Origin of the sequence: Klebsiella sp. SWET4 (assembly GCF_024296565.1) — a bacterium.
Taxonomy (GTDB): Bacteria; Pseudomonadota; Gammaproteobacteria; order Enterobacterales; family Enterobacteriaceae; genus Klebsiella; species Klebsiella variicola.
Window position 1 is genome coordinate 173,657 of the sequence record NZ_JANCOB010000009.1, and the last position, 22,037, is coordinate 195,693.

The 22,037-nt window shown below is 57.5% G+C and carries 21 protein-coding genes and 1 other RNA gene; 15 read left to right on the plus strand and 7 right to left on the minus strand.

Annotated elements, in window-relative coordinates:
- Nucleotides 1–179: 179 nt before the first annotated feature.
- The 5 genes from lon to NKJ21_RS20000 all read left to right on the plus strand — a co-directional run bounded on the left by lon (nt 180) and on the right by NKJ21_RS20000 (nt 6,135).
- The gene (gene lon / locus NKJ21_RS19980; RefSeq protein ID WP_004151336.1) at nt 180–2,534 is read left to right on the plus strand and encodes an endopeptidase La; all 2,355 of its coding nucleotides are present in this window, start codon (nt 180–182) and stop codon (nt 2,532–2,534) included.
- A gap of 209 nt (nt 2,535–2,743) precedes the next feature.
- Complete coding sequence (gene hupB / locus NKJ21_RS19985; protein WP_002444653.1) at nt 2,744–3,016, plus strand: nucleoid-associated protein HU-beta; 273 nt, start codon at nt 2,744–2,746, stop codon at nt 3,014–3,016.
- 214 nt (nt 3,017–3,230) lie between these two features.
- Entirely contained in the window at nt 3,231–5,105 is a 1,875-nt protein-coding gene (ppiD, locus tag NKJ21_RS19990) for a peptidylprolyl isomerase (protein ID WP_012968827.1), read from the plus strand.
- A 148-nt stretch (nt 5,106–5,253) separates the two neighbouring features.
- The gene (locus NKJ21_RS19995; protein WP_008805404.1) at nt 5,254–5,622 is read left to right on the plus strand and encodes a helix-hairpin-helix domain-containing protein; all 369 of its coding nucleotides are present in this window, start codon (nt 5,254–5,256) and stop codon (nt 5,620–5,622) included.
- Nucleotides 5,623–5,733: 111 nt separating this feature from the next.
- The gene (locus NKJ21_RS20000; RefSeq protein ID WP_008805405.1) at nt 5,734–6,135 is read left to right on the plus strand and encodes a YbgC/FadM family acyl-CoA thioesterase; all 402 of its coding nucleotides are present in this window, start codon (nt 5,734–5,736) and stop codon (nt 6,133–6,135) included.
- Between the two features lie 111 nt (nt 6,136–6,246).
- Here the strand turns inward: NKJ21_RS20000 and queC are convergent, their stop codons facing one another.
- The gene (gene queC / locus NKJ21_RS20005) at nt 6,247–6,948 is read right to left on the minus strand and encodes a 7-cyano-7-deazaguanine synthase QueC (protein WP_008805406.1); all 702 of its coding nucleotides are present in this window, start codon (nt 6,946–6,948) and stop codon (nt 6,247–6,249) included.
- Nucleotides 6,949–7,014: 66 nt separating this feature from the next.
- Nucleotides 7,015–8,715 (minus strand): SgrR family transcriptional regulator, encoded by a 1,701-nt coding sequence (locus NKJ21_RS20010; RefSeq protein ID WP_022066294.1) that lies wholly within the window; start codon nt 8,713–8,715, stop codon nt 7,015–7,017.
- A 127-nt stretch (nt 8,716–8,842) separates the two neighbouring features.
- Between NKJ21_RS20010 and cof the strand changes: the two genes are divergently transcribed.
- Nucleotides 8,843–9,661, plus strand: coding sequence for an HMP-PP phosphatase (gene cof, locus NKJ21_RS20015; RefSeq protein ID WP_016160381.1), 819 nt, complete (start codon nt 8,843–8,845; stop codon nt 9,659–9,661).
- Between the two features lie 44 nt (nt 9,662–9,705).
- Here cof and NKJ21_RS20020 read toward each other — a convergent pair whose 3' ends face one another.
- On the minus strand, nt 9,706–10,758 hold the full coding sequence (locus tag NKJ21_RS20020; protein ID WP_008805410.1) for a PLP-dependent cysteine synthase family protein: 1,053 nt from the start codon (nt 10,756–10,758) through the stop codon (nt 9,706–9,708).
- Nucleotides 10,759–10,873: 115 nt separating this feature from the next.
- Here NKJ21_RS20020 and NKJ21_RS20025 point away from each other — a divergent pair, with 115 nt between their 5' ends.
- The 5 genes from NKJ21_RS20025 to amtB all read left to right on the plus strand — a co-directional run bounded on the left by NKJ21_RS20025 (nt 10,874) and on the right by amtB (nt 16,820).
- Nucleotides 10,874–11,332 carry an Lrp/AsnC family transcriptional regulator gene (locus NKJ21_RS20025; protein ID WP_008805409.1) on the plus strand — a complete coding sequence of 153 codons (459 nt, stop codon included), beginning with the start codon at nt 10,874–10,876 and terminating at the stop codon, nt 11,330–11,332.
- A gap of 42 nt (nt 11,333–11,374) precedes the next feature.
- Entirely contained in the window at nt 11,375–13,147 is a 1,773-nt protein-coding gene (locus NKJ21_RS20030; RefSeq protein ID WP_239270552.1) for a SmdA family multidrug ABC transporter permease/ATP-binding protein, read from the plus strand.
- Entirely contained in the window at nt 13,140–14,918 is a 1,779-nt protein-coding gene (locus NKJ21_RS20035) for a SmdB family multidrug efflux ABC transporter permease/ATP-binding protein (protein WP_032734884.1), read from the plus strand. The genes NKJ21_RS20030 and NKJ21_RS20035 overlap by 8 nt, the downstream gene beginning before the upstream one ends.
- Nucleotides 14,919–15,161: 243 nt before the next feature.
- Entirely contained in the window at nt 15,162–15,500 is a 339-nt protein-coding gene (glnK, locus tag NKJ21_RS20040; RefSeq protein ID WP_002891893.1) for a P-II family nitrogen regulator, read from the plus strand.
- Nucleotides 15,501–15,533: 33 nt separating this feature from the next.
- Complete coding sequence (gene amtB, locus NKJ21_RS20045; protein WP_012542680.1) at nt 15,534–16,820, plus strand: ammonium transporter AmtB; 1,287 nt, start codon at nt 15,534–15,536, stop codon at nt 16,818–16,820.
- A 51-nt stretch (nt 16,821–16,871) separates the two neighbouring features.
- Here amtB and tesB read toward each other — a convergent pair whose 3' ends face one another.
- Nucleotides 16,872–17,735 (minus strand): acyl-CoA thioesterase II, encoded by an 864-nt coding sequence (tesB, locus tag NKJ21_RS20050; RefSeq protein ID WP_008805414.1) that lies wholly within the window; start codon nt 17,733–17,735, stop codon nt 16,872–16,874.
- 221 nt (nt 17,736–17,956) lie between these two features.
- On the opposite strand from tesB, the gene NKJ21_RS20055 reads away from it, so the two are divergent.
- On the plus strand, nt 17,957–18,448 hold the full coding sequence (locus NKJ21_RS20055) for a YbaY family lipoprotein (RefSeq protein WP_008805415.1): 492 nt from the start codon (nt 17,957–17,959) through the stop codon (nt 18,446–18,448).
- Between the two features lie 37 nt (nt 18,449–18,485).
- Here NKJ21_RS20055 and NKJ21_RS20060 read toward each other — a convergent pair whose 3' ends face one another.
- Both NKJ21_RS20060 and NKJ21_RS20065 read right to left on the minus strand, forming a co-directional pair.
- On the minus strand, nt 18,486–18,797 hold the full coding sequence (locus NKJ21_RS20060; RefSeq protein WP_023297133.1) for an MGMT family protein: 312 nt from the start codon (nt 18,795–18,797) through the stop codon (nt 18,486–18,488).
- Between the two features lie 68 nt (nt 18,798–18,865).
- The gene (locus NKJ21_RS20065; protein ID WP_239270553.1) at nt 18,866–19,273 is read right to left on the minus strand and encodes a dTDP-glucose pyrophosphorylase; all 408 of its coding nucleotides are present in this window, start codon (nt 19,271–19,273) and stop codon (nt 18,866–18,868) included.
- Between the two features lie 241 nt (nt 19,274–19,514).
- Between NKJ21_RS20065 and ffs the strand changes: the two genes are divergently transcribed.
- The 3 genes from ffs (at nt 19,515) to NKJ21_RS20080 (ending at nt 20,390) form a co-directional block, all read left to right on the plus strand.
- Nucleotides 19,515–19,611, plus strand: an RNA gene (gene ffs, locus NKJ21_RS20070) — signal recognition particle sRNA small type.
- Between the two features lie 309 nt (nt 19,612–19,920).
- A complete protein-coding gene (locus NKJ21_RS20075; protein WP_002891977.1) occupies nt 19,921–20,178 on the plus strand; it encodes a hypothetical protein in 258 nt (85 codons plus the stop codon).
- On the plus strand, nt 20,175–20,390 hold the full coding sequence (locus NKJ21_RS20080) for a hypothetical protein (protein ID WP_004142688.1): 216 nt from the start codon (nt 20,175–20,177) through the stop codon (nt 20,388–20,390). The genes NKJ21_RS20075 and NKJ21_RS20080 overlap by 4 nt, the downstream gene beginning before the upstream one ends.
- Before the next feature lie 134 nt (nt 20,391–20,524).
- Here the strand turns inward: NKJ21_RS20080 and NKJ21_RS20085 are convergent, their stop codons facing one another.
- Nucleotides 20,525–21,952 (minus strand): PLP-dependent aminotransferase family protein, encoded by a 1,428-nt coding sequence (locus NKJ21_RS20085; RefSeq protein ID WP_239270554.1) that lies wholly within the window; start codon nt 21,950–21,952, stop codon nt 20,525–20,527.
- Nucleotides 21,953–22,037: the final 85 nt, after the last annotated feature.

Here is a 22,037-nt window from a genome sequence, read left to right on the forward strand (position 1 = left end):
CCATTTCACTCAAGCAGTTAACAAAAAGGGGGGATTTTATCTCCCCTTTTATTTTTCCTGCATTCCCGCCGTTGAATGTGTGGAATACATCCCCATATACTGGATTACATATTAACGACGATGCAGTGGAGTATGGCGTCGTCGGCTACCTGGCGGACTTTAAACTAAGAGAGAGCTCTATGAATCCTGAGCGTTCTGAACGCATTGAAATCCCCGTATTGCCATTGCGCGATGTGGTGGTTTATCCGCACATGGTCATACCCCTGTTCGTAGGGCGGGAAAAATCTATTCGTTGCCTCGAAGCGGCCATGGACCATGATAAAAAAATCATGCTGGTTGCGCAGAAAGAAGCGTCGACGGATGAGCCGGGTGTAAACGATCTTTTCACCGTTGGAACCGTGGCGTCTATTTTGCAGATGCTGAAGCTGCCGGACGGCACCGTGAAGGTGCTGGTCGAAGGGCTGCAGCGTGCACGTATTTCTGCGCTGTCTGATAATGGCGAACATTTCTCGGCGAAAGCGGAGTATCTCGACTCGCCGGCGATTGACGAACGCGAGCAGGAAGTGCTGGTTCGCACCGCTATCAGCCAGTTTGAAGGCTATATCAAGCTGAACAAAAAGATCCCACCGGAAGTGCTGACGTCGCTGAACAGCATCGACGATCCGGCGCGCCTGGCGGATACCATCGCGGCGCACATGCCGCTGAAGCTGGCTGACAAGCAGTCTGTGCTTGAGATGTCCGACGTCAACGAACGTCTGGAATATCTGATGGCGATGATGGAATCGGAAATCGATCTGCTGCAGGTTGAGAAGCGCATTCGCAACCGCGTCAAAAAGCAGATGGAGAAATCCCAGCGCGAGTACTATCTGAACGAGCAAATGAAAGCGATTCAGAAAGAACTCGGCGAGATGGACGACGCCCCGGACGAAAACGAAGCGCTGAAGCGTAAGATCGACGCGGCGAAAATGCCGAAAGAGGCGAAAGAAAAAACCGAAGCGGAACTGCAGAAGCTGAAGATGATGTCGCCGATGTCGGCGGAAGCGACCGTCGTGCGTGGCTACATCGACTGGATGGTGCAGGTGCCGTGGAACGCGCGCAGTAAGGTCAAAAAAGACCTGCGCCAGGCCCAGGAGATCCTCGATACCGATCACTATGGCCTGGAGCGCGTGAAGGATCGCATCCTTGAATATCTCGCGGTGCAGAGCCGGGTGAACAAAATCAAGGGGCCAATCCTCTGTCTGGTGGGACCGCCGGGGGTAGGTAAAACCTCGTTAGGTCAATCCATCGCCAAAGCGACCGGACGTAAATACGTACGTATGGCGTTAGGTGGCGTGCGCGATGAAGCGGAAATTCGCGGTCATCGTCGGACCTATATTGGCTCGATGCCGGGCAAACTGATCCAGAAAATGGCGAAAGTGGGGGTGAAAAACCCGCTGTTCCTGCTGGATGAGATCGACAAAATGTCTTCCGACATGCGCGGCGACCCGGCTTCTGCGTTGCTTGAGGTGCTGGATCCGGAACAGAACGTGGCCTTTAACGACCACTATCTGGAAGTGGATTACGATCTCAGCGATGTGATGTTCGTGGCGACGTCTAACTCCATGAACATTCCGGCGCCGCTGCTGGACCGTATGGAAGTGATTCGCCTATCCGGTTACACCGAAGATGAAAAGCTTAACATCGCCAAGCGTCACCTGCTGCCGAAGCAGATCGAACGTAACGCGCTGAAGAAAGGCGAGCTGACCGTCGACGATAGCGCCATTATCGGCATTATTCGTTACTACACGCGTGAAGCGGGGGTTCGTAGCCTGGAGCGTGAAATCTCCAAGCTGTGCCGTAAAGCCGTTAAACAGCTGCTGCTGGATAAGTCGCTGAAACACATCGAGATTAATGGTGAGAATCTGCATGATTATCTCGGCGTACAGCGCTTTGACTATGGCCGTGCCGATAGCGAGAACCGCGTCGGTCAGGTGACCGGTCTGGCGTGGACGGAGGTGGGGGGCGATCTGCTGACCATCGAAACCGCCTGCGTACCAGGCAAAGGCAAGCTGACCTACACCGGTTCGCTGGGTGAAGTCATGCAGGAGTCGATTCAGGCTGCGCTGACCGTGGTGCGTTCGCGGGCGGACAAACTGGGCATTAACGCCGACTTCTACGAGAAGCGTGACATTCACGTGCACGTGCCGGAAGGGGCGACGCCGAAGGATGGTCCTAGCGCGGGTATCGCCATGTGCACGGCGCTGGTCTCCTGCCTGACCGGTAACCCGGTACGCGCTGATGTGGCGATGACCGGTGAAATCACTCTGCGTGGTCAGGTGCTGCCGATCGGCGGTCTGAAGGAAAAACTGCTGGCGGCGCATCGCGGCGGCATTAAGACTGTTCTGATTCCTGATGAGAACAAACGCGACCTTGAAGAAATTCCAGATAACGTTATCGCCGATTTGGATATCCATCCGGTGAAACGAATCGAGGAAGTTCTGACACTTGCGCTGCAGAACGAACCGTTCGGCATGCAGGTTGTGACCGCGAAATAGTGATTCTGCGCAAATTGCGCTAATAAAAATAGGGCTGGTAAGTCATTTCGGACTTGCCAGCCTTTTTTTGTGTAGCTAACTTAGATCGCTGGCAGGGGGGTCATCGACAACTGCTGTTGTAAGGGCATGACAGTCCTGATATAACTGCTGCGCGGTCGCACTATGAAGGACTCAGGTGCGATATAAATTATAAAGAGAGGAAGAGAACAGTGAATAAATCTCAACTGATTGACAAAATTGCTGCGGGTGCGGACATTTCTAAAGCTGCAGCTGGACGTGCGTTAGATGCTTTAATCGCTTCTGTTACTGAATCTCTGCAGGCTGGGGATGACGTTGCGCTGGTAGGTTTTGGTACCTTTGCTGTTAAAGAACGTGCCGCCCGTACTGGTCGCAACCCACAAACAGGTAAAGAAATTACTATCGCTGCCGCAAAAGTGCCGGGCTTCCGTGCTGGTAAAGCGCTGAAAGACGCGGTGAACTGATCGGCTTTCCCGTCAGGGAATGTGACGAAGTACAAGGGCGCATCGTGAGATGTGCCTTTTTTATTGCCTTTTCAGACCACTTTATGTGTGTTTATCGCCACTTGTGGGCTGACAATCACCCTGTTTTCTTGTCAAAATACGTCCTCACGCGCGGCGGCCATCACGTGCTATGCTGCGCGAGCTAAAGTCATCTACAGCGGAGCGTTGTTACACCATGATGGACAACCTACGCACGGCCGCCAACAGCGTCGTGCTCAAGATTATTTTCGGTATCATTATCGTCTCGTTCATTTTGACCGGGGTGAGTGGTTACCTGATTGGCGGTGGCAAAAACTATGCCGCAAAAGTGAATGGCCAGGAGATTGGTCGTGGGCAGTTTGAAAATGCCGTCGCCAGCGAACGTAACCGTATGCAGCAGCAGCTTGGCGACCAGTTCTCCGAGCTGGCGGCGAACGAAAACTACATGAAAACCATGCGCCAGCAGGTGCTGAACCGCCTGATCGATGAATCGCTTCTGGATCAGTATGCCCGCGAGCTGGGCCTCAGCATCAGCGATGAGCAGGTGAAGCAGGCGATCTTCCAGACCCAGGCTTTCCAGACGAACGGTAAGTTCGACAACCAGCGTTTCAGCGGTATTGTCGCCCAGATGGGGATGACCACCGATCAGTACGCTCAGGCGCTGCGTAACCAGCTGACCACCCAACAGCTGATTAACGCCATTGCGGGTACCGACTTCATGCTGCCGGGTGAGTCCGATCAGCTGGCGGCGCTGGTGTCTCAGCAGCGTGTCGTCCGCGAAGCGACCATCAACGTGAATGCCCTGGCGGCAAAACAGACGGCCAGCGATGAGGAAATCAACGCTTTCTGGCAGCAGAATCAGGCCCGTTTTATGGCGCCGGAGCAGTTCCGCGTCAGCTATATCAAAATGGATGCCGCCAGCATGCAGGAGAGCGCCTCTGACGAAGAGATTCAGTCATGGTACGACCAGCATAAGGATCAGTTCACTCAGCCGCAGCGCAACCGCTACAGCGTGATTCAGACCAAAACGGAAGCCGATGCGAAAGCGGTGCTGGCCGAGCTGCAAAAAGGGGCAGATTTCGCCACGCTGGCGAAAGAAAAATCGACCGATATTATCTCTGCCCGCAACGGCGGCGATATGGGGTGGATGGAAGAGGCCTCTACGGTGCCAGAGCTGAAAGATGCCGGGCTGAAAGAGAAAGGCCAGCTGTCTGGCGTGATCAAATCCTCGGTTGGCTTCCTGGTGGCCCGTCTGGACGACGTCCAGCCGGCGCAGGTGAAGCCGCTGGCTGACGTGCGTAATGACATTGCGGCGAAAGTGAAGCAGGAAAAAGCGCTGGATGCTTACTACGCGCTGCAGCAGAAGGTGAGCGATGCGGCCAGCAACGATAATGAGTCGTTGGCGGGCGCGGCGCAGGTCGCCGGACTGAAGGTGGTGGAAACCGGCTGGTTTGGCCGCGATAACCTGCCGGAAGAGCTGAACTTTAAACCGGTCGCTGACGCTATCTTCAACGGCGGTCTGGTGGGTGAGAACGGCGCGCCGGGCAGCAACTCCGACATCATTACCGTTGACGGCGATCGCGCATTTGTTCTGCGCATCAGCGAGCACAAAGCCGAGGCGGTGAAGCCGCTGGCTGAAGTGAAGGCGCAGGTTAGCGATATCGTTAAGCACAATAAAGCGGAACAGCAGGCGAAACTGGACGCCGACAAGCTGCTGGCGGCGCTGAAAGACGGCAAAGGCGATGAAGCGATGAAGGCGGCTGGCCTGAGCTTTGGCGCGCCGCAGACGCTTTCCCGTACCGGCCAGGATCCGCTGAGCCAGCTGGCATTCACTCTGCCGCTGCCGCAGCAGGGCAAACCGGTCTACGGCGTTGGCAGCAATATGCAAGGCGATGTGGTGCTGGTGGCGCTGGATGAAGTGAAAGCAGGCAACATGCCGGAAGAGCAGAAGAAGGCCATGGTTCAGGGGATTACCCAGAACAACGCCCAAATCGCTTTCGAAGCACTGATGAGCAACCTGCGCAAGGCGGCGAAAATTAAGCTGGGCGACAGCATCGACCAGCAGCAGTAATTTCGCGTCGTCTCGCAAAAATGAGCAACATGATGTAATCCTCAAGGGCCGCTTTCGCGGCCCTTTCCATTTCTGTGATTTGCCTTTTGTCGGCCATCCGCACTGACGCTATCGTAACCTTGCTGTCTACACACAAGGAGATATCAGCATGAAATATGGAATAAAAACACTGATGGCCGCGGGCGTTCTGGTTTTCGCGGTAGGGGTACAGGGGGCGCTGGCGGCACCCGCCAGCGGTAAAGCGGCGGTGAATAAAGAAAATGTGCAGGCGACCGCTTCGGCGAAGGCGGAAGCGGTGCCCGGCGACACCGACAACGGGGCGACAAAAGTCAGCATTAACCACGCCAGCGCCGAACAGCTGGCGCAGGCGTTGAATGGCGTGGGGTTGAAAAAAGCCCAGGCCATTGTCAGCTACCGCGAAGAGTACGGGCCGTTCAAAACCCTCGATGATCTGAAGCAGGTCCCGGGAATGGGGAGCGCGCTGGTGGAGCGCAATTTAGCCCATCTGACGCTGTAAATTTTATGCCAGACCTTGCACAGCGGTGATTTTTTGCCAGGATAAAGAGGTTGCATCAAGTGGTGTGACCTCTTACCTCATAAACAACAATAACAGAAAGGCATTAGTGCTATGCAGACACAAATTAAAGTTCGCGGCTATCATCTGGACGTCTACCAGCATGTGAACAACGCACGTTACCTGGAGTTCCTTGAGGAAGCCCGCTGGGACGGTCTGGAAAACAGCCCCGCGTTTCAGTGGATGATGGAGAAAAACATCGCCTTCGTGGTGGTGAATATCAATATTAACTACCGTCGTCCGGCGGTGCTGGGCGATGTGCTGACAGTGAGCAGCAAACTGGAGCAACTCAACGGCAAAAGCGGCACCCTTAGTCAGGTGGTCACCCTCAACCCCAATGGCGAAGTGGTAGCCGATGCGCTGATTACCTTTGTCTGTATCGATTTGAAGACCCAGAAGGCGCTGCCGCTTGAAGGGGAGTTGCGTGAGAAACTTGACCAGATGAACTTGCGCTGACAACCGACGTGCGAGTGACGGGCCCACGGCAGGTGATGAACCCGTAGCCCCGGTAAGCGTCGCGCTACCGGGGAATTTGAGTCAAAGCTCCGGTAAATCGCGCCCCGTAGACTATGCCTGTGCCAGCCCGGTTTTTTGCTTCATCACCGCCATTACGCCAACCTTGTCCCCCAGATACTGGTTGAGTCCGTTTGCGCGCAGGTTACAGGCGGCGCACTGGCCGCAGCCATCGCCCTTAATGCCGTTGTAGCAGGTGAGGGTTTCCTGGCGCACCAGATCCAGCTGACCCCAGAAGTCGGCAAGCGCCCATGTCTCGGCTTTATTCAGCCACATCAGCGGCGTCTCAAAGCGAATGTCTTTCGCCATCCCAAGGCTGACGGCGTGGTGCAGCGCTTTGACAAACTCATCGCGACAGTCCGGGTAGCCGGAGAAGTCGGTCTCGCACACGCCGGTGATGATGGCTTCGGCTTTCACCTGATAGGCGTAGATTGCCGTCAGGGTTAAAAACAGAATATTGCGCCCGGGGACAAAGGTGTTGGGAATCCCCTCAGCATCAGGCTGATAGTCGGGTACCGGAATGTTATCGCGGGTCAGGCTGCTGACTGCCAGTTCGTTGAGCAGAGTGACGTCCAGCACTTTATGCGCGACGGCGCCCAGTTTCAGGGCGAGTTCGCGCGCAACGTCGATTTCCGCGCGGTGGCGTTGGCCATAATCAAAAGTGACGCAATGCACTTCATCATACTGTTGCAGAGCCTGCACCAGACAGGTGGTTGAATCTTGTCCTCCGCTGAAGACAACTACGGCGCGTTTCATGGCAATTCCTGACTAAATGAGTAAAGGCGCTATGGTAGCGCCAGACGCGCGCGGCGACCAGCTCTCTCACGTCAACGAGGCCGGCAGCCAGGCGCTGGCGAAGTCAAACCAGCCCCGGGCGTTGAGGCGCAGGCCATTAACCCCCGGCGGCGCGCTGATCCGATAGTTATACTTGAACAGCGGCGTCATGATGGCGTCTTCCATCAGACTGTTGAAGACGTTGCGCAGCGCATCGTTGCGGCTGCGGGCGTCGGGCTGAGACTGCACGGCGTCTAATGTCGCCTGCAGATGGGCATATTGCGCCCCGGTCAGCAAATTAGGCCACAGCATATCGCAGCGCAGCCACTGCTCCAGGGCGTACTCCGGCGCTTCGCCGATCAGTCGGTCGCCCATCATCAGGTCGGCCTGCCCCAGATGCTGACAGCCTTCCCAGTTTTTGGCGTCATGAAAAATGATCGTCAGTTCGCAGCCCAGCAGAGCCAGCCGTTGCCTCAGTTGCTCGGCCATCGCATGAAGCTCGACCGGCAGATGATAGAGTAGAGTGAGCCTGGCCGGCAGCGGCACCGCGTTGTTTTCCGGTCCCTGCGGGATGGACCATCCCGGCAGCACCTCATGGCTTGGCGTAATCAGATCCTCCTCCAGCGGCAGCGTTTCCAGCAGCGACGAGTGATGGATTATCGACACCAGCCGCTGGGCCTGCGTTTTACTAAGACGCGGGCTGTGGCGCAGGGTCAGATAGCAGAAGCCAAGGCTGATACGGTTGCTGACCTGGCGCAGATTGTGGAGCTCTTCGCGATCGCCGATGGTGATCTGCACCGGGTGGCGGCAGCTGGTGCCGAGATCGCGGTCAAAGAGCTGAGGAGTGATCCAGTATTCCACCGCCTGGATCAGCGGATGCTGCAGGTGATACCGGGGATGGTTCTCCAGGCGGACGAGTTCCGGACTAAACCGCTTCAGGCGGAATGGCCCGCAGCCGATGGCCGGATCGTCGGGATGCGCCAGCACGCTGCAGTAGCTGGCCAGGCGGAACGGCAGCCAGTAGTCAGGACGATGCAGCGTGATGGTGAGACACTGGGCGTGAGTGACATCGATACGGCTGATGCTGGCGAAGAGGGTCCGTAAGGCGGGCAGCTCAAGCAGCAACTGTAACCGCTGCCGTAGCTGTGCGGTTTGCACCGCATCGCCATTGTGCCAGTACAGCGTGGAGCGAATGTAAAAATGCCAGCGCAGGCCGTCCGGCGAGACCTGCCAGTGATGCGCCAGATCGCCGATCGGCATATTGTCGCCTTCATCGAAGCGCGTCAGCCCGGCATAGATCTGCCCGGCCAGATGCTGCTCGGCACGTCCGGGGAGAAAGCCAGGACGCAGCGGCTCCAGTGGGCGATAGTAAGGAATACGCAGCGTCGGAGTATTGTTTTGCCACTGACCGCCGAGGAAGGGATGGAGCAGGGCTTTCAGCTCCACCGGGGCCAGCTGCGCCAGCTCCAGCGCGTTTTGCTGCTGACCGTTGTTCAGCGCCTGCTCCATCATCTCGTTGCGCAGACTTTCCGGGGTTTTGTGAAATGAGAGCTGTCCGCGTTTGCCGCGCCCGGAGCTGGCCTGCCAGCTTAGCCACCCCGCCTCCTGCGCCTGACGCAGCAGAGTGCGGACGTGGCGTTCGCTACAAAAACAGCGCTCCGCCAGTTCGCCGACGGTCACCTGCTGCGGCGCCCCGGCTGAGGGTTGCCACAATCGCTGGTATTGATTTAAACGGTGTAAGAGTCGCATGGGGGCCGTCATCCACCGGGCCGCTGTAAACCCGGAACAATTAATAATATCTATTCACTATTACTTCCGTATATCCCAGGTGATACTGCAACACAAGCGAAGCCCATCACACATCGGGGAATACACCATGGCAAAACTGGCCGCATTTGATATGGACGGCACCCTGCTGATGCCGGACCATCGTCTCGGCGAGCAAACGCTCACCGCGCTGAAACGGCTGCGGGAACGTAATATCACCCTGACGTTCGCTACCGGTCGCCATGTGCTGGAGATGCACCATGTGATTGGCGAATTTTCCCTGGACGCATTTCTGATCACCGGCAACGGGACGCGCATCCATTCGCTGGAAGGGGAGGAGCTTTATCGCCAGGATCTCGCTCCCGAGGCGGCGGAAGCGGTGCTGCACAGCAAATGGGATACTCAGGCCAGCATGCATGTGTTTAACGATGGCGGCTGGTTCACCGGTCAGGCAAGGCCTGAATTGTTGCAAGCGCATGTCTTCAGCGGCTTTCACTATCAACTGTGCGATCCGAAACGCATGTCGGCGCAGCATGTCACCAAGATCTGTTTTTGCGGCGATCATGACGATCTCCGCCGCCTGCGGATCCAACTGAATGAGACGCTGGGCGATCGCGCGTTTCTCTGCTTCTCGGCGATGGACTGTCTGGAAGTGCTGCCGGTCGGGTGTAATAAAGGTGCGGCGCTGGCGGTGCTCAGCCAGCACTTAGGCTTCACCCTGCAGGAGTGCATGGCGTTTGGCGATGCGATGAATGACCGCGAGATGCTGGGCAGCGTTGGGCGGGGTTTTATCATGGGCAACGCGATGCCGCAGCTGAAAGCCGAGCTGCCGCATCTTCCGGTTATCGGAGACTGCCGGCATCAGGCGGTCTCCCACTTTTTAACGCATTGGCTGGATAATCCTGATCTTCCTTATTCCCCCGAATAGAGAGACCCTTCCGGCAAGCCACATAGTTTTCTATCTGGCTTTTTTTATCGCCTGCCGACCAGCGCGGCGATCTCCGCCTGCCAGGGCGCGATATCGCCGATATTGGCGGCCACCCACTGCGGGTTGTAATAGGTTTCCAGGTAGCGCTCACCGCTGTCGCACAACAGCGTGACGATGGAACCCGTTCGCCCTTCCTCGCGCATCCGCGCGGCCAGCTGCAATACGCCCCACATATTGGTGCCGGTAGAAGCGCCGACCTTGCGCCCAAGCTGTGTTTCCAGCCACAGGGCGGTGGCCACGCTCGCCGCATCCGGTACGCGCAGCATCTCGTCGACGACGTCGGGAATAAATGACGGTTCGACGCGTGGGCGGCCGATGCCTTCAATTTTGCTGCCGACCGGGCTGCGCAGGGTGGCGTCGCGGGTCTGCCAGTATTCGAGGAAGACCGAATTCTGCGGATCAACGACCATCAGCTGCGTCTCATGGCCCTGGCTGCGAATATAGCGGCCAATGGTTGCCGAGGTGCCGCCGGTGCCGGCGCTCATGACGATCCATGACGGCTGCGGGTGCGGTTCATGGCTCATCTGACGGAAAATACTGTCGGCGATATTGTTATTGCCGCGCCAGTCGGTGGCCCGCTCGGCAAAGGTGAATTGATCCATATAATGGCCGTTCAGCTCGCGGGCCAGCGTTTCGGAAGCATCGTAGATTTCGCAGGCGCTCTGCACAAAATGGCAGCGTCCGCCGTAAAACTCGATCTGTTCGATTTTACGTTTGGCGGTGCAGGAAGGCATCACGGCGATAAACGGCAGCCCCAGCAGGCGGGCGAAGTAGGCCTCCGAAACGGCGGTTGAACCCGAGGAGGATTCAATAATCGGCGTACCTTCTTTGATCCAGCCGTTGCACAGGCCATAGAGAAACAGCGACCGCGCCAGGCGATGTTTAAGGCTGCCGGTGGGGTGGGTGCTTTCATCTTTCAGATACAGGTGGATGCCCGGAAACGCAGGCAGCGCCAGACGGATCAGGTGCGTGTCGGCGGAGCGCTGATAGTCGGCGTTGATTTCGCTAATGGCATGTTTAACCCAGGCGCTATTCATCGTGATTTCCTGTTTGTCATTTTGTGCCTAGCTTAGCGGAAAGCGCAGGAAAAATTGTTGCCATTTAGCCTTTGGATTACCATTATGAGAGCAAAATTTTCTCTTCGGATGCCCTATGCTAGATAAAATTGACCGTAAGCTGCTGGCGCTGCTGCAGGAAGATTGCACCCTCTCTTTGCAGGCGCTGGCCGATGCCGTTAATCTGACCACCACGCCCTGCTGGAAGCGCCTGAAAAGGCTCGAAGATGAAGGTATTTTGCGCGGGCGCGTCGCCTTACTGGATGCCGAAAAGGTGGGGCTGGGCCTGACGGCGTTTGTCCTGATCAAGACTCAGCATCACAGCAGCGACTGGTATGGCCATTTTGTGAGCGAAGTGACGCAGATGGCGGAAGTGCTCGGCTTCTGGCGGATGGCGGGGGAGTATGACTACCTGCTACGGGTGCAGGTGGCCGATATGAAACGCTATGACGATTTTTATAAACGTTTAGTGAACAGCGTGCCGGGGCTGTCGGATGTCACTTCGAGTTTTGCCATGGAACAGATAAAATATACCACCGCCTTGCCTGTCGAATAACGGTATTGCGCCGTAACCCATTACAAATCAGGATTTTACTGCTTGCGATTATTTGCTCAACTCAGCTGGTACTTCCGCCGGGAGTGGCGCCGCTATCTTGGCGCGATTGCCCTGCTGGCCATTATTGCCGTCCTGCAGCTTATTCCGCCGAAGGTGGTGGGCATTGTGGTGGACGGCGTGACGCAACAACATTACACCGCAGAGAAGGTGTGGATGTGGATCGGCGCGCTGGTGCTGGTCGCGGTAATGGTTTACCTGCTGCGCTATGTCTGGCGCGTGCTGCTGTTCGGCGCCTCTTACCAGCTGGCGGTCGAACTGCGGGAAGATTTTTACCGGCAACTGAGCCGCCAGCATCCGGCATTCTATTTGCGCCATCGCACTGGCGATCTGATCGCCCGCGCCACCAACGATGTTGACCGGGTGGTATTTGCCGCCGGTGAAGGGGTGTTAACCCTGGTGGATTCGATGGTGATGGGCTGTGCGGTATTGATTGTGATGTCGACGCAGATTAGCTGGCAGCTCACCCTGCTGGCGCTGTTGCCGATGCCGCTGATGGCGCTGGCGATCAAACGCAACGGCGATGCGCTTCACGAACGTTTTCGCGTGGCCCAGGTGGCCTTTTCCAGCCTTAACGATCGCACACAGGAGAGCCTGACCAGCATCCGCATGATTAAGGCTTTTGGGCTGGAGGATCGCCAGTCGGCGCAGTTTGCCGCCGATGCCGCCGATACCGGCGCGAAAAATATGCGCGTGGCACGCATTGACGCGCGTTTCGACCCCACCATCTATATCGCCATTGGGGCCGCTAACCTGCTGGCTATCGGCGGCGGCAGCTGGATGGTGATCCACGGCAGCCTGACGCTGGGCCAGCTGACCAGCTTTGTGATGTATCTTGGCCTGATGATCTGGCCGATGCTGGCGCTGGCGTGGATGTTTAACATTGTTGAGCGCGGTAGCGCGGCCTATGGCCGTATCCGCACGATGCTCGAAGAGGCGCCAGCGGTGGACGACGGTACTGAAGCAGTGCCGGCAGGCCGCGGTGTCCTGCAGGTTGCCATCCGCAACTTCATCTATCCGCAGGCGAGTAAACCTTCGCTGGAGCAGGTTAATTTTACCCTCCAGCCGGGGCAAATGCTGGGTATCTGCGGGCCGACGGGCGCCGGTAAAAGTACCATTCTGGCGCTGCTGCAACGTCATTTTGACGTCACCAGCGGCGAGATCCGCTTTCACGATCTGCCGCTGCCGCGTCTGCAGCTCGACAGCTGGCGCGCCCGGCTGGCGGTGGTCAATCAGACGCCATTTTTATTCTCCGACACCGTCGCCAATAATATCGCGCTGGGCAAACCGGATGCGACACCGGCGCAGATTGAACGCGTGGCACGGCTGGCCAGCGTGCATGACGACATTCTGCGCCTGCCCCAGGGGTACGATACCGAGGTGGGCGAGCGCGGCGTGATGCTCTCCGGCGGCCAGAAACAACGCATCTCGATTGCCCGCGCTCTGCTGCTGGAGGCTGAAATTTTGATCCTTGATGATGCTTTGTCGGCGGTAGATGGCCGTACGGAGCACCAGATCCTGCACAACCTGCGTCAGTGGGGGGAGGGGCGGACGGTGATTATCAGCGCCCACCGGCTGTCGGCGCTGACCGAGGCCAGTGAAATTCTGGTGTTACAGCATGGGCATATTGCCCAGCGTGGCCGCCATGAGGCGCTGGCCGTGCAGCCAGGCTGGTACCGCGACATGTATCGTTACCAGCAGCTGGAAGCCGCGCTTGACGAGGTTCCGCAGGCGCAAGAGGAGGCCCTGGATGCGTAGCTTTACCGAACTCTGGCCGACGCTTAAACGCCTGCTGGCCTATGGTTCACCGTGGCGTAAGCCGCTGGCCATTGCGGTGGGGATGATGTGGATCGCGGCGGCGGCGGAAGTGAGCGGCCCGCTGCTCATCAGCTATTTCATCGATAATATGGTGGCGAAGCATACGCTCCCGCTGAAGCTGGTGGCAGGCCTGGCGGTAGCCTATATCGGCCTGCAGCTGCTGGCGGCATTACTGCACTATAACCAGTCGCTGCTGTTTAACCGCGCCGCGGTCGGCGTCGTCCAGCAGTTGCGTAGCGATGTAATGGATGCCGCCCTGCATCAGCCGCTCAGCGAGTTTGATACCCAGCCGGTTGGGCAGCTTATCTCGCGGGTGACCAACGATACGGAAGTCATTCGCGATCTGTACGTGACGGTGGTGGCGACGGTGCTGCGCAGCGCGGCGCTGATCGGCGCGATGCTGGTGGCGATGTTTAGCCTCGACTGGCGGATGGCGCTGGTGGCGATCGCGATCTTCCCGGCGGTGCTGATCGTGATGATCATCTATCAGCGCTATAGCACGCCGATCGTGCGCCGGGTGCGCGCCTGGCTTGCTGATATCAACGATGGTTTCAACGAAGTGATCAACGGCATGGGGGTGATCCAGCAGTTCCGCCAGCAGGCGCGCTTTGGCGAACGGATGCGCGAGGCCAGCTATGCCCACTATCTGGCGCGGATGCAGACGTTGCGCCTCGACGGTTTTCTGCTGCGCCCGCTGCTGAGCCTTTTTTCCTCGCTGGTGCTGTGCGGGCTGCTGATGCTGTTTGGCTTTAGCGCGGTGGGCACGATCGAGGTCGGGGTCCTGTACGCGTTTATCAGCTATCTCGGACGCCTTAACGAGCCGCTTATTGAGCTGACCACCCAGCAGTCGATGCTGCAGCAGGCGGTGGTCGCCGGCGAACGCGTTTTTGAGCTGATGGATCGCCCGCGCCAGGCGTGGGGCTCGGATGACGCGCCGCTGAGCAGCGGCCGGGTGGAAATTGACCATCTCTCCTTTGCCTACCGGGGGGATCGACTGGTCCTGCAGGATATCAGTCTGGATATTCCCTCCCGCAGCTTCGTGGCGCTGGTCGGGCATACCGGCAGCGGGAAGAGTACTCTCGCGAGTCTGATGATGGGCTATTACCCGTTAACCCTCGGGGAGATCCGCATCGATGGCCGGCCGCTTGCTTCCCTCAGCCACAGCGCGTTGCGTCGGGGCATCGCGATGGTGCAACAGGATCCGGTGGTGCTGGCGGATACCTTCTACGCCAACGTCGCGCTGGGTCGGGATATCAGTGAGACGCAGGTCTGGGAAGCGCTGGAGGCGGTGCAACTGGCGGAGGTGGCGCGCAGCATGAGCGATGGCCTGTACACTCAGCTGGGCGAGCAGGGCAATAACCTCTCCGTTGGGCAGAAACAGCTGTTGGCGCTGGCGCGCGTGCTGGTGGAGACCCCGCAGGTATTGATTCTGGATGAGGCGACGGCAAACATCGACTCCGGCACCGAGCAGGCGATCCAGCAGGCGCTGGCGAAAGTCCGCCAGCATACCACCCTCGTGGTTATCGCCCATCGACTGTCAACCATCGTTGAGGCCGATACCATCCTGGTGCTGCATCGCGGTCAGGCTGTCGAGCGGGGCACCCATCAGCAGCTGCTGGCGGCGAAGGGGCGTTACTGGCAGATGTATCAGCTGCAGCTGGCTGGCGAAGAGCTGGCGGCCAGCGCCCGGGAAGAGTCGCTCAGCGCCTGATGCACCACCAGCAGGCAGCGAAGAAAGCGTGGCCTGCCGTGGTGCAAAAACGTTACATTAAATGCACTGTTGTGGTGCATTTTTGCGCTGCAAACGCGTTTCAGCAGGCAATTGTCTGACCTGCCCCCTGTTTTTTACCATCAAAGGGCCGCTCTGCGGCCTTTTTTCATTTCTGGCATAGCCCTTGCTTTATATCCATCGTGTTAGCTGCGGCCATTACCGAATACTGCCTGGAGGGGACTTATGAAGCTGGTTACCGTGGTAATCAAACCATTCAAACTGGAAGACGTGCGTGAAGCCTTGTCTTCCATCGGCATTCAGGGCCTGACGGTCACTGAAGTCAAGGGCTTTGGCCGTCAGAAAGGTCATGCGGAGCTCTACCGCGGCGCCGAATATAGCGTCAACTTTCTGCCAAAAGTGAAGATTGATGTGGCGATTGCCGACGATCAGCTGGATGAAGTCATCGATGTGATCAGCAAAGCGGCTTACACCGGAAAAATTGGCGACGGCAAAATTTTTGTCGCTGAATTGCAGCGCGTCATTCGCATCCGTACCGGCGAAGCTGACGAAGCGGCACTGTAATTTCCAGACCACACAGTGATGGGGAACGAAACAATGAAAATGGCAACAATGAAATCGGGTCTGGGGGCATTAGCCCTTCTTCCGGGACTGGCAATGGCCGCGCCCGCAGTGGCGGACAAAGCCGATAACGCGTTTATGATGATTTGCACCGCGCTGGTTCTGTTTATGACCATCCCGGGGATCGCGCTGTTTTACGGCGGCCTGATCCGCGGCAAAAACGTCCTTTCCATGCTGACTCAGGTAATTGTGACCTTTGGCCTGGTCTGCGTATTGTGGGTGATTTATGGCTATACCCTGGCCTTCGGCACCGGCGGCAGCTTCTTCGGTAGCTTTGACTGGGTGATGCTGAAAAATATTGAACTGAAAGCGCTGATGGGCACCTTCTATCAGTACATCCACGTGGCCTTCCAGGGCTCGTTCGCCTGTATCACTGTCGGGCTGATCGTGGGGGCGCTGGCTGAGCGTATTCGTTTCTCCGCCGTGCTGATTTTTGTGGTGGTGTGGATGACGCTCTCTTATGTTCCGATTGCGCACATGGTCTGGGGCGGCGGTCTGCTGGCGACCCACGGCGCGCTGGACTTCGCGGGCGGCACCGTTGTACACATCAACGCTGCGGTTGCCGGGCTGGTGGGGGCGTACATGATGGGCAAACGTGTGGGCTTCGGCAAAGAAGCGTTCAAACCGCACAATCTGCCGATGGTGTTCACCGGAACCGCCATCCTCTACGTGGGCTGGTTCGGCTTCAACGCCGGCTCCGCCAGCGCAGCGAACGAAATTGCCGCACTGGCTTTCGTCAACACCGTCGTCGCCACAGCGGCTGCCATCCTGGCGTGGACCTTTGGCGAATGGGCCCTGCGCGGTAAACCTTCACTGCTGGGCGCCTGCTCTGGGGCGATTGCCGGTCTGGTTGGCGTCACACCAGCCTGTGGGTATATCGGTGTCGGTGGGGCGTTGATTGTGGGTATCGCATCTGGTCTGGCGGGCATCTGGGGCGTAACGGCGCTGAAACGCTGGCTGCGGGTTGATGACCCTTGCGACGTCTTCGGCGTCCACGGCGTCTGCGGCATCGTCGGCTGTATCCTGACCGGTATCTTCGCGGCCACCTCTCTGGGCGGCGTGGGTTATGCAGAAGGCGTCACCATGGGCCATCAGCTGCTGGTGCAACTCGAGAGTATCGCGATTACCATCGTCTGGTCGGGCGTTGTCGCTTTCATTGGCTACAAAGTGGCGGACATGACCGTGGGGCTGCGCGTACCAGAAGAGCAGGAGCGCGAAGGACTGGACGTCAACAGCCATGGCGAAAACGCCTACAACGCCTGATAGAAAACCCTTCTCCCTGTAGCAAAAAGCCTCCCGTCAGGGAGGCTTTTTTTATGCGTTGCGGTTACGCATCACCCCTTCCTGGACCGTTGAAGCCACCAGCGTTCCATCCTGAGTGTAGAACTCGCCGCGGACGAAGCCACGGGCGCTGGAGGCCGAGGTGCTTTCAACGCTGTATAACAGCCATTCATTGATATTAAACGGCCGGTGGAACCACATTGAGTGGTCGATAGTGGCGACCTGCATGCCAGGCTCAAGGAAGCCGACGCCGTGCGGCTGCAGCGCCACCGGCAGGAAATTAAAGTCCGAGGCATAGCCCAGCAGATATTGATGAATGCGCAGATCGTCGGGAACAGCGCCATTGGCGCGCAGCCACACCTGGCGCACCGGTTCAGCAATATGGCCTTTCATCGGGTTATGAAATTCGACCGGGCGGATCTCCAGCGGTTTATCACAGAGGAATTTATCTTTTACCTGCGGCGGCAGAAGGTGTGCCAGCTTGCGGGCGATATCGGTTTCCGAGTGCAGGCCGTCAGGAGAGGGGGCCGGCGGCATCGCTTTCTGATGCTCATAGCCGTGCTCTGGCGCCTGGAATGAGGCGGTCATATAGAAGATCGGCTTCCCGTTCTGAATGGCGGCCACTCGCCGGGCGCTAAAGCTGTTGCCGTCGCGCAGTACTTCCACATCGTAGACGATCGGTTTCTGGCTGTCGCCGGGGCGCAGAAAGTAGCTGTGAAACGAATGTACCAGACGTTCAACGGGCACGGTCTCTTTTGCCGCATACAGCGCCTGGCCCACCACCTGGCCGCCAAAAACCTGGCGCAATCCCAGGTCTTCGCTCTGTCCGCGGAATAACCCTTCCTCAATTTTTTCCAGATCTAATAATGCCAGCAGGTTAGAGAGTGCCTGACTCATACTTATCCTCAATTAATGATAGCGGCGCAGCGCGGTGCGCGTGATGTGGCAAAGTATAACCTGGAATCGCAAGTGGTCCGATGGGTGTAATAATCTGAATAACGAGGGGGCAACAGGAACAAATCTGAGATCTGTGCCACACTTATTGACGACACGAAAGTTCCTGCCGGCGAAGCGGCGGAACATCCTCCTGGGTATTAAGGGATGATAAGGAGAACATCATGAAATTTGCCTATATGTTTAGTGCCTTAGCCGTCGCCGCGACGCTAACCGCCTGTGCTAATCACCACTCTACCAGTTCTTCGACTCAGGCAGCCGCGCCCGACCCTTATGGCATCGCGACGCTGAGCGTGGCACAGCAGCAGCCGAGCGTTACGGGGACGATTAATATCCGCCAGAGAATCGCTTTACCGCCGGATGCGGTACTGACGGTGACCCTGTCGGATGCTTCTCTGGCAGATGCGCCAGCCCGCGTGTTGTCGCAAAAAGCGGTGCGTACCGAAGGCAAACAGGCGCCATTTAACTTTGCCCTGCCTTACAATCCGGCAGACATTCAGCCGAACGCCCGTATTCTGCTGAGTGCCGCGATCGCGGTGAACGGCCAGCTAATGTTCATTACCGATACCGTGCAGACGGTGATAAACCAGGGGGGGACGCATGCCGACCTGACGCTGGTTCCGGTCACGCAGACCGCCGTCCCCGTTGCGCAATAAGCTCGCCGAGCCCCCTGACGGGGGCTTTTTTTTGTCTTCAGTAAACCCAGCGATAATACTGGAGATCGATATGGCCGCTGCCGGAGACCTGAACCCCTTCGGCCAGCAACGCCTGGCGCTGTCGCTGAAGATCGGGCCCGGTGAGGGAGATATCGCCATGGCGATTGACCACCCGATGCCAGGGCAGGGTTGACCCTTCCGGCAGGCGCTTCAGTACGCCACCTACCTGGCGCGCGGCGCGCGGTGAACCGGCCAGGCGGGCGACATCGCCGTAGGTGGCGACATAGCCTTCCGGTATCGACGCCACGATATGCCAGACGCGTTGGGGGAATGTGTCGTGCGGATCCATGTTCAGCCCTGTTAACCGGAAAACGCCAGCATAAGCGCTGAGGCGCAGGCTGTACAGCCTGCCTCGGTTCAGGCGGGTTGTTCGACAGTGAAGGTTAGGGCCAGGCCGAGGATCTGCATGCCATGGACATTGTCAGACGGTGAACTGGCGATGAGGCTCTCGAGAAATTTCAACCGCTGCAAAGTGGCGTTAATGATCAGTTTCGCGCGCAGGCCTGGCATGGTCAGCGACGAAATGGGGTACACCACCCGGCCGCTGATGTAGACGGGCAGTTTGCGCAGTTCCACCTGGCGCAGCACGCCGACGGTGGAATAGAGCAGCGCCAGCGGCGTGACCGCCCGCACGGGGGTCTGGCTGATGGTCGCGAAGTCGAGCATTTTTTCCGGGCGCAGATAGTTCACGCCATGAAAGGCGATGGTCATCCCTTCAATAGCGGGTAAAGGCAGAGTGATGGTCTGTGGTGATGAGTCAGTCATTCGATTACCGTCGAGACAAGGTGCTGATGATTAAAGGTGACGCAAGAGGGCTAAGTATGGTGGATAACCCGGCAATGTGCTGAGCGCGTGCTCCCAATCTCACAGCCTGGCCGTGAGTTGTTGGTTTTATTGGCGTATTGTGCAATAAACCAGCAGGCGATCGGGGTGAGCTTGCAATTCACCAGGTCAGCAGGGATAATGCGCCAGCGCGTTGGGTAACTAACGCTCTCAATGGGGGCTCTGTTGGTTCTCCCGCAACGCTACTCTGTTTACCAGGTCAGGTCCGGAAGGAAGCAGCCAGAGCAGACGACGTGTGTGCCGGGATGTAGCTGGCAGGGCCCCCACCCATTTCGCCCTCTTGATATCTCCCTTGTATTTGTCCGGTCTTTATCCCTGCTATAATTAATATCTGATACGGATCACATATTATTTTTTGTTGCTAAAACAACCCGTTTTTATTCCATAATATTTACTTGTCATAAATCTGAAATGCTACTGAAATATTAATGTCATTTGCATGTCATAAATAAAAGGCATCTTATTGATGGGAATTTGTTGCCAGAGCCATGCTATAAAATATATCTCTGGATCAGCATGTTAACTTCGTGTATTAATTATGATGATTTTATTGCACGGGAAGCGTAGCTATGACCACAGTGGTTTTGAATGTAAAAATTGACGCCGAGTTAAAAGAGAAGCTGCGTCATTATGCGGAAGTGAATAACGAGAACCTGGGAACGGCAACGGAAAAGCTGCTGCAGCTGGCTTTTCAGCTGGAGGAATCAGCAGGTGAGGCGGGGGTGACGGAAGAGGACATTGACAGCCAGCATACCGAAGAGGAAGCGACCCCATTAACCCCTAAAGAAATCAAAGCATTAAGAAAACTTCTGAAGAAGAAAAAATGAAACAACAATTCTCTACAGCCAGCAACTATAGCGAAGCCTGCGATATGTTGCGCTCAGGATACGTAAAACACGTGCGCCTGAACTGGAATATCGGTAGTGATGAGTTCTTTCGCATTGCCTCCGACTGGTGTGACACCGGCGCTAAAATTAAAAAAGATGAAGATGGCTTTATTATTTCCCTGAAAGGGTTTCCTATTCCGCGCCAGCATTAATGAAATTGCCTTATTTCTGTCACCGGGATGCCATAACCAGAGGGCAGGATACTCAGGCAATTTTATAAAAACATCTCATATACCTCATGGATGATGGTCATTTGACGGGCTGATGCCAGCCCGTCGATATTTTCTTATATTATTTTCCGCAAACGCGTATTTTCCTTCTGTTCTGCAAGGCTTTGCCACAGCGGTTGTAGCGTGGAGAAGGCCTGGCGCAATGCTTCGTCTGGCAGTGTAAATGGCAGACGCAAATAGCGATCAAAGGCTCCCTCAAGACCAAAGCGCGTGCCGGTGCCGATATGGATCCCCTGACTTTCCGCGCGCGCAGAGAACAGCGTGGCCAGCATGTCAGGGAGTTCCACCCAAAAAGAGAGCCCACCTTCCGGCGGCGTAAAGCGCCAGCGGGGAAAATACTCCGCCATTAGCGTTTCGCACATGTCCCGGCGCGCCTTCAGCATTTCCCGCCGCGGCGGTAGCAGCGTGGCGGCATTGGCCAGCAGCCAGCTGCAGGCCAGTTGCTCCAGCAGCGGCGTACCCAAATCCAGGGAATCGCGAGCCTGAATAAGGGAGGCGATGGTTCGCGTACTGGCGCGGATCCAGCCGATGCGCAGTCCTCCCCAGAAACTTTTCCCGGCCGAACCAATAGTGATCACCGCGGCATCGGGATTAAAGCAGGCCAGCGGCGGAGGCGGTGGCGCGTTATACCAGAGATCAACCATGGTCTCGTCGATCACCAGCGTCGTCCGCGTCCTGGCGGCGATATCCGCGACCCGCTGGCGGGTGGGAGCATCCATACAGCGCCCGGTGGGATTGTGAAAATCCGGCATCAGCCACGCCAGACGCGGCGCGGTCTGCGCAATAGTCGCCGCGAGTCCATCACAGTCCCATCCTTGCTGTGGAAGCGCGACGCCGACCGGGCGGCAGGAGGCGCCCTGAATGGCGCTAATCGCCATCGGATAGGTGGGGGCATCGATGACCACCCGGTCACCCGGGCCGGTAAACAGGCGGAGGATCAATGCGAAGGCGCTGAGGGCGCCGTTGACCACCATCACTTCAACGGGCCGCGTCGGCAGACCGCGTTCGCTGTAGCGACGGGCAATCGCCTCCCGCAGTACCGGCAGCCCTTGTTGATCGTAGCCGGTCTGGCCCAGGTAGGGCGGCAGCAGCGTCATGGCATGCTGGAAGGCCTGATGGACTTCCGGTCCGGCGCTGAGGGCGGCGGTAGAGAGATTCAGCGAGGAGGGGATGCCTGAGGGCGGCGCCAGGTCGGCGGGACGCTCTGGCAAGACAATGCGCGAACCGCTTCCCTGACGGCTGTAGAGAAAACCCTCCTCCCGTAACTGGCCGAGCGCGCTGGCGATGGTGGTCCGGCTGACGTTCAGCGCCGCCGCCAGCTCGCGCTCGCCTGGCAGGCGCGTTTGCAGCGTCAGGCGACCGTCGAGGATCAGCAGGCGGAGCGCTTCCGCTAGCTGACGCCATAGCGGCGTGCGTGAAGTGGACTCCTGCCAGTTGCCGAGCAGGCGTACCAGCGATTGTGTTCCAAAGCGTCGGGTTGACATAGCGATCCACTTTTCCAAAACTGGCCATTAATTATCAGTCCATTTTTGCTGATGATGAGGGCATTCGCAATGATGTAGAGGAAAA

What these genes read in the sequence shown, in the direction of transcription:
- NKJ21_RS20000 (WP_008805405.1), top strand. Translation starts at nt 5,734, where the DNA reads ATGCAGACACAAATTAAAGTTCGCGGCTATCATCTGGACGTCTACCAG.
- NKJ21_RS20025 (WP_008805409.1), top strand. Translation starts at nt 10,874, where the DNA reads ATGCTAGATAAAATTGACCGTAAGCTGCTGGCGCTGCTGCAGGAAGAT.
- NKJ21_RS20075 (WP_002891977.1), top strand. Translation starts at nt 19,921, where the DNA reads ATGACCACAGTGGTTTTGAATGTAAAAATTGACGCCGAGTTAAAAGAG.
- NKJ21_RS20060 (WP_023297133.1), bottom strand. Translation starts at nt 18,797, where the DNA reads ATGGATCCGCACGACACATTCCCCCAACGCGTCTGGCATATCGTGGCG.
- NKJ21_RS20020 (WP_008805410.1), bottom strand. Translation starts at nt 10,758, where the DNA reads ATGAATAGCGCCTGGGTTAAACATGCCATTAGCGAAATCAACGCCGAC.
- NKJ21_RS20065 (WP_239270553.1), bottom strand. Translation starts at nt 19,273, where the DNA reads ATGACTGACTCATCACCACAGACCATCACTCTGCCTTTACCCGCTATT.
- lon (WP_004151336.1), top strand. Translation starts at nt 180, where the DNA reads ATGAATCCTGAGCGTTCTGAACGCATTGAAATCCCCGTATTGCCATTG.
- NKJ21_RS20085 (WP_239270554.1), bottom strand. Translation starts at nt 21,952, where the DNA reads ATGTCAACCCGACGCTTTGGAACACAATCGCTGGTACGCCTGCTCGGC.
- NKJ21_RS19995 (WP_008805404.1), top strand. Translation starts at nt 5,254, where the DNA reads ATGAAATATGGAATAAAAACACTGATGGCCGCGGGCGTTCTGGTTTTC.
- tesB (WP_008805414.1), bottom strand. Translation starts at nt 17,735, where the DNA reads ATGAGTCAGGCACTCTCTAACCTGCTGGCATTATTAGATCTGGAAAAA.
- cof (WP_016160381.1), top strand. Translation starts at nt 8,843, where the DNA reads ATGGCAAAACTGGCCGCATTTGATATGGACGGCACCCTGCTGATGCCG.
- glnK (WP_002891893.1), top strand. Translation starts at nt 15,162, where the DNA reads ATGAAGCTGGTTACCGTGGTAATCAAACCATTCAAACTGGAAGACGTG.
- ppiD (WP_012968827.1), top strand. Translation starts at nt 3,231, where the DNA reads ATGATGGACAACCTACGCACGGCCGCCAACAGCGTCGTGCTCAAGATT.
- queC (WP_008805406.1), bottom strand. Translation starts at nt 6,948, where the DNA reads ATGAAACGCGCCGTAGTTGTCTTCAGCGGAGGACAAGATTCAACCACC.
- NKJ21_RS20035 (WP_032734884.1), top strand. Translation starts at nt 13,140, where the DNA reads ATGCGTAGCTTTACCGAACTCTGGCCGACGCTTAAACGCCTGCTGGCC.
- amtB (WP_012542680.1), top strand. Translation starts at nt 15,534, where the DNA reads ATGAAAATGGCAACAATGAAATCGGGTCTGGGGGCATTAGCCCTTCTT.
- NKJ21_RS20010 (WP_022066294.1), bottom strand. Translation starts at nt 8,715, where the DNA reads ATGCGACTCTTACACCGTTTAAATCAATACCAGCGATTGTGGCAACCC.
- NKJ21_RS20080 (WP_004142688.1), top strand. Translation starts at nt 20,175, where the DNA reads ATGAAACAACAATTCTCTACAGCCAGCAACTATAGCGAAGCCTGCGAT.
- NKJ21_RS20055 (WP_008805415.1), top strand. Translation starts at nt 17,957, where the DNA reads ATGAAATTTGCCTATATGTTTAGTGCCTTAGCCGTCGCCGCGACGCTA.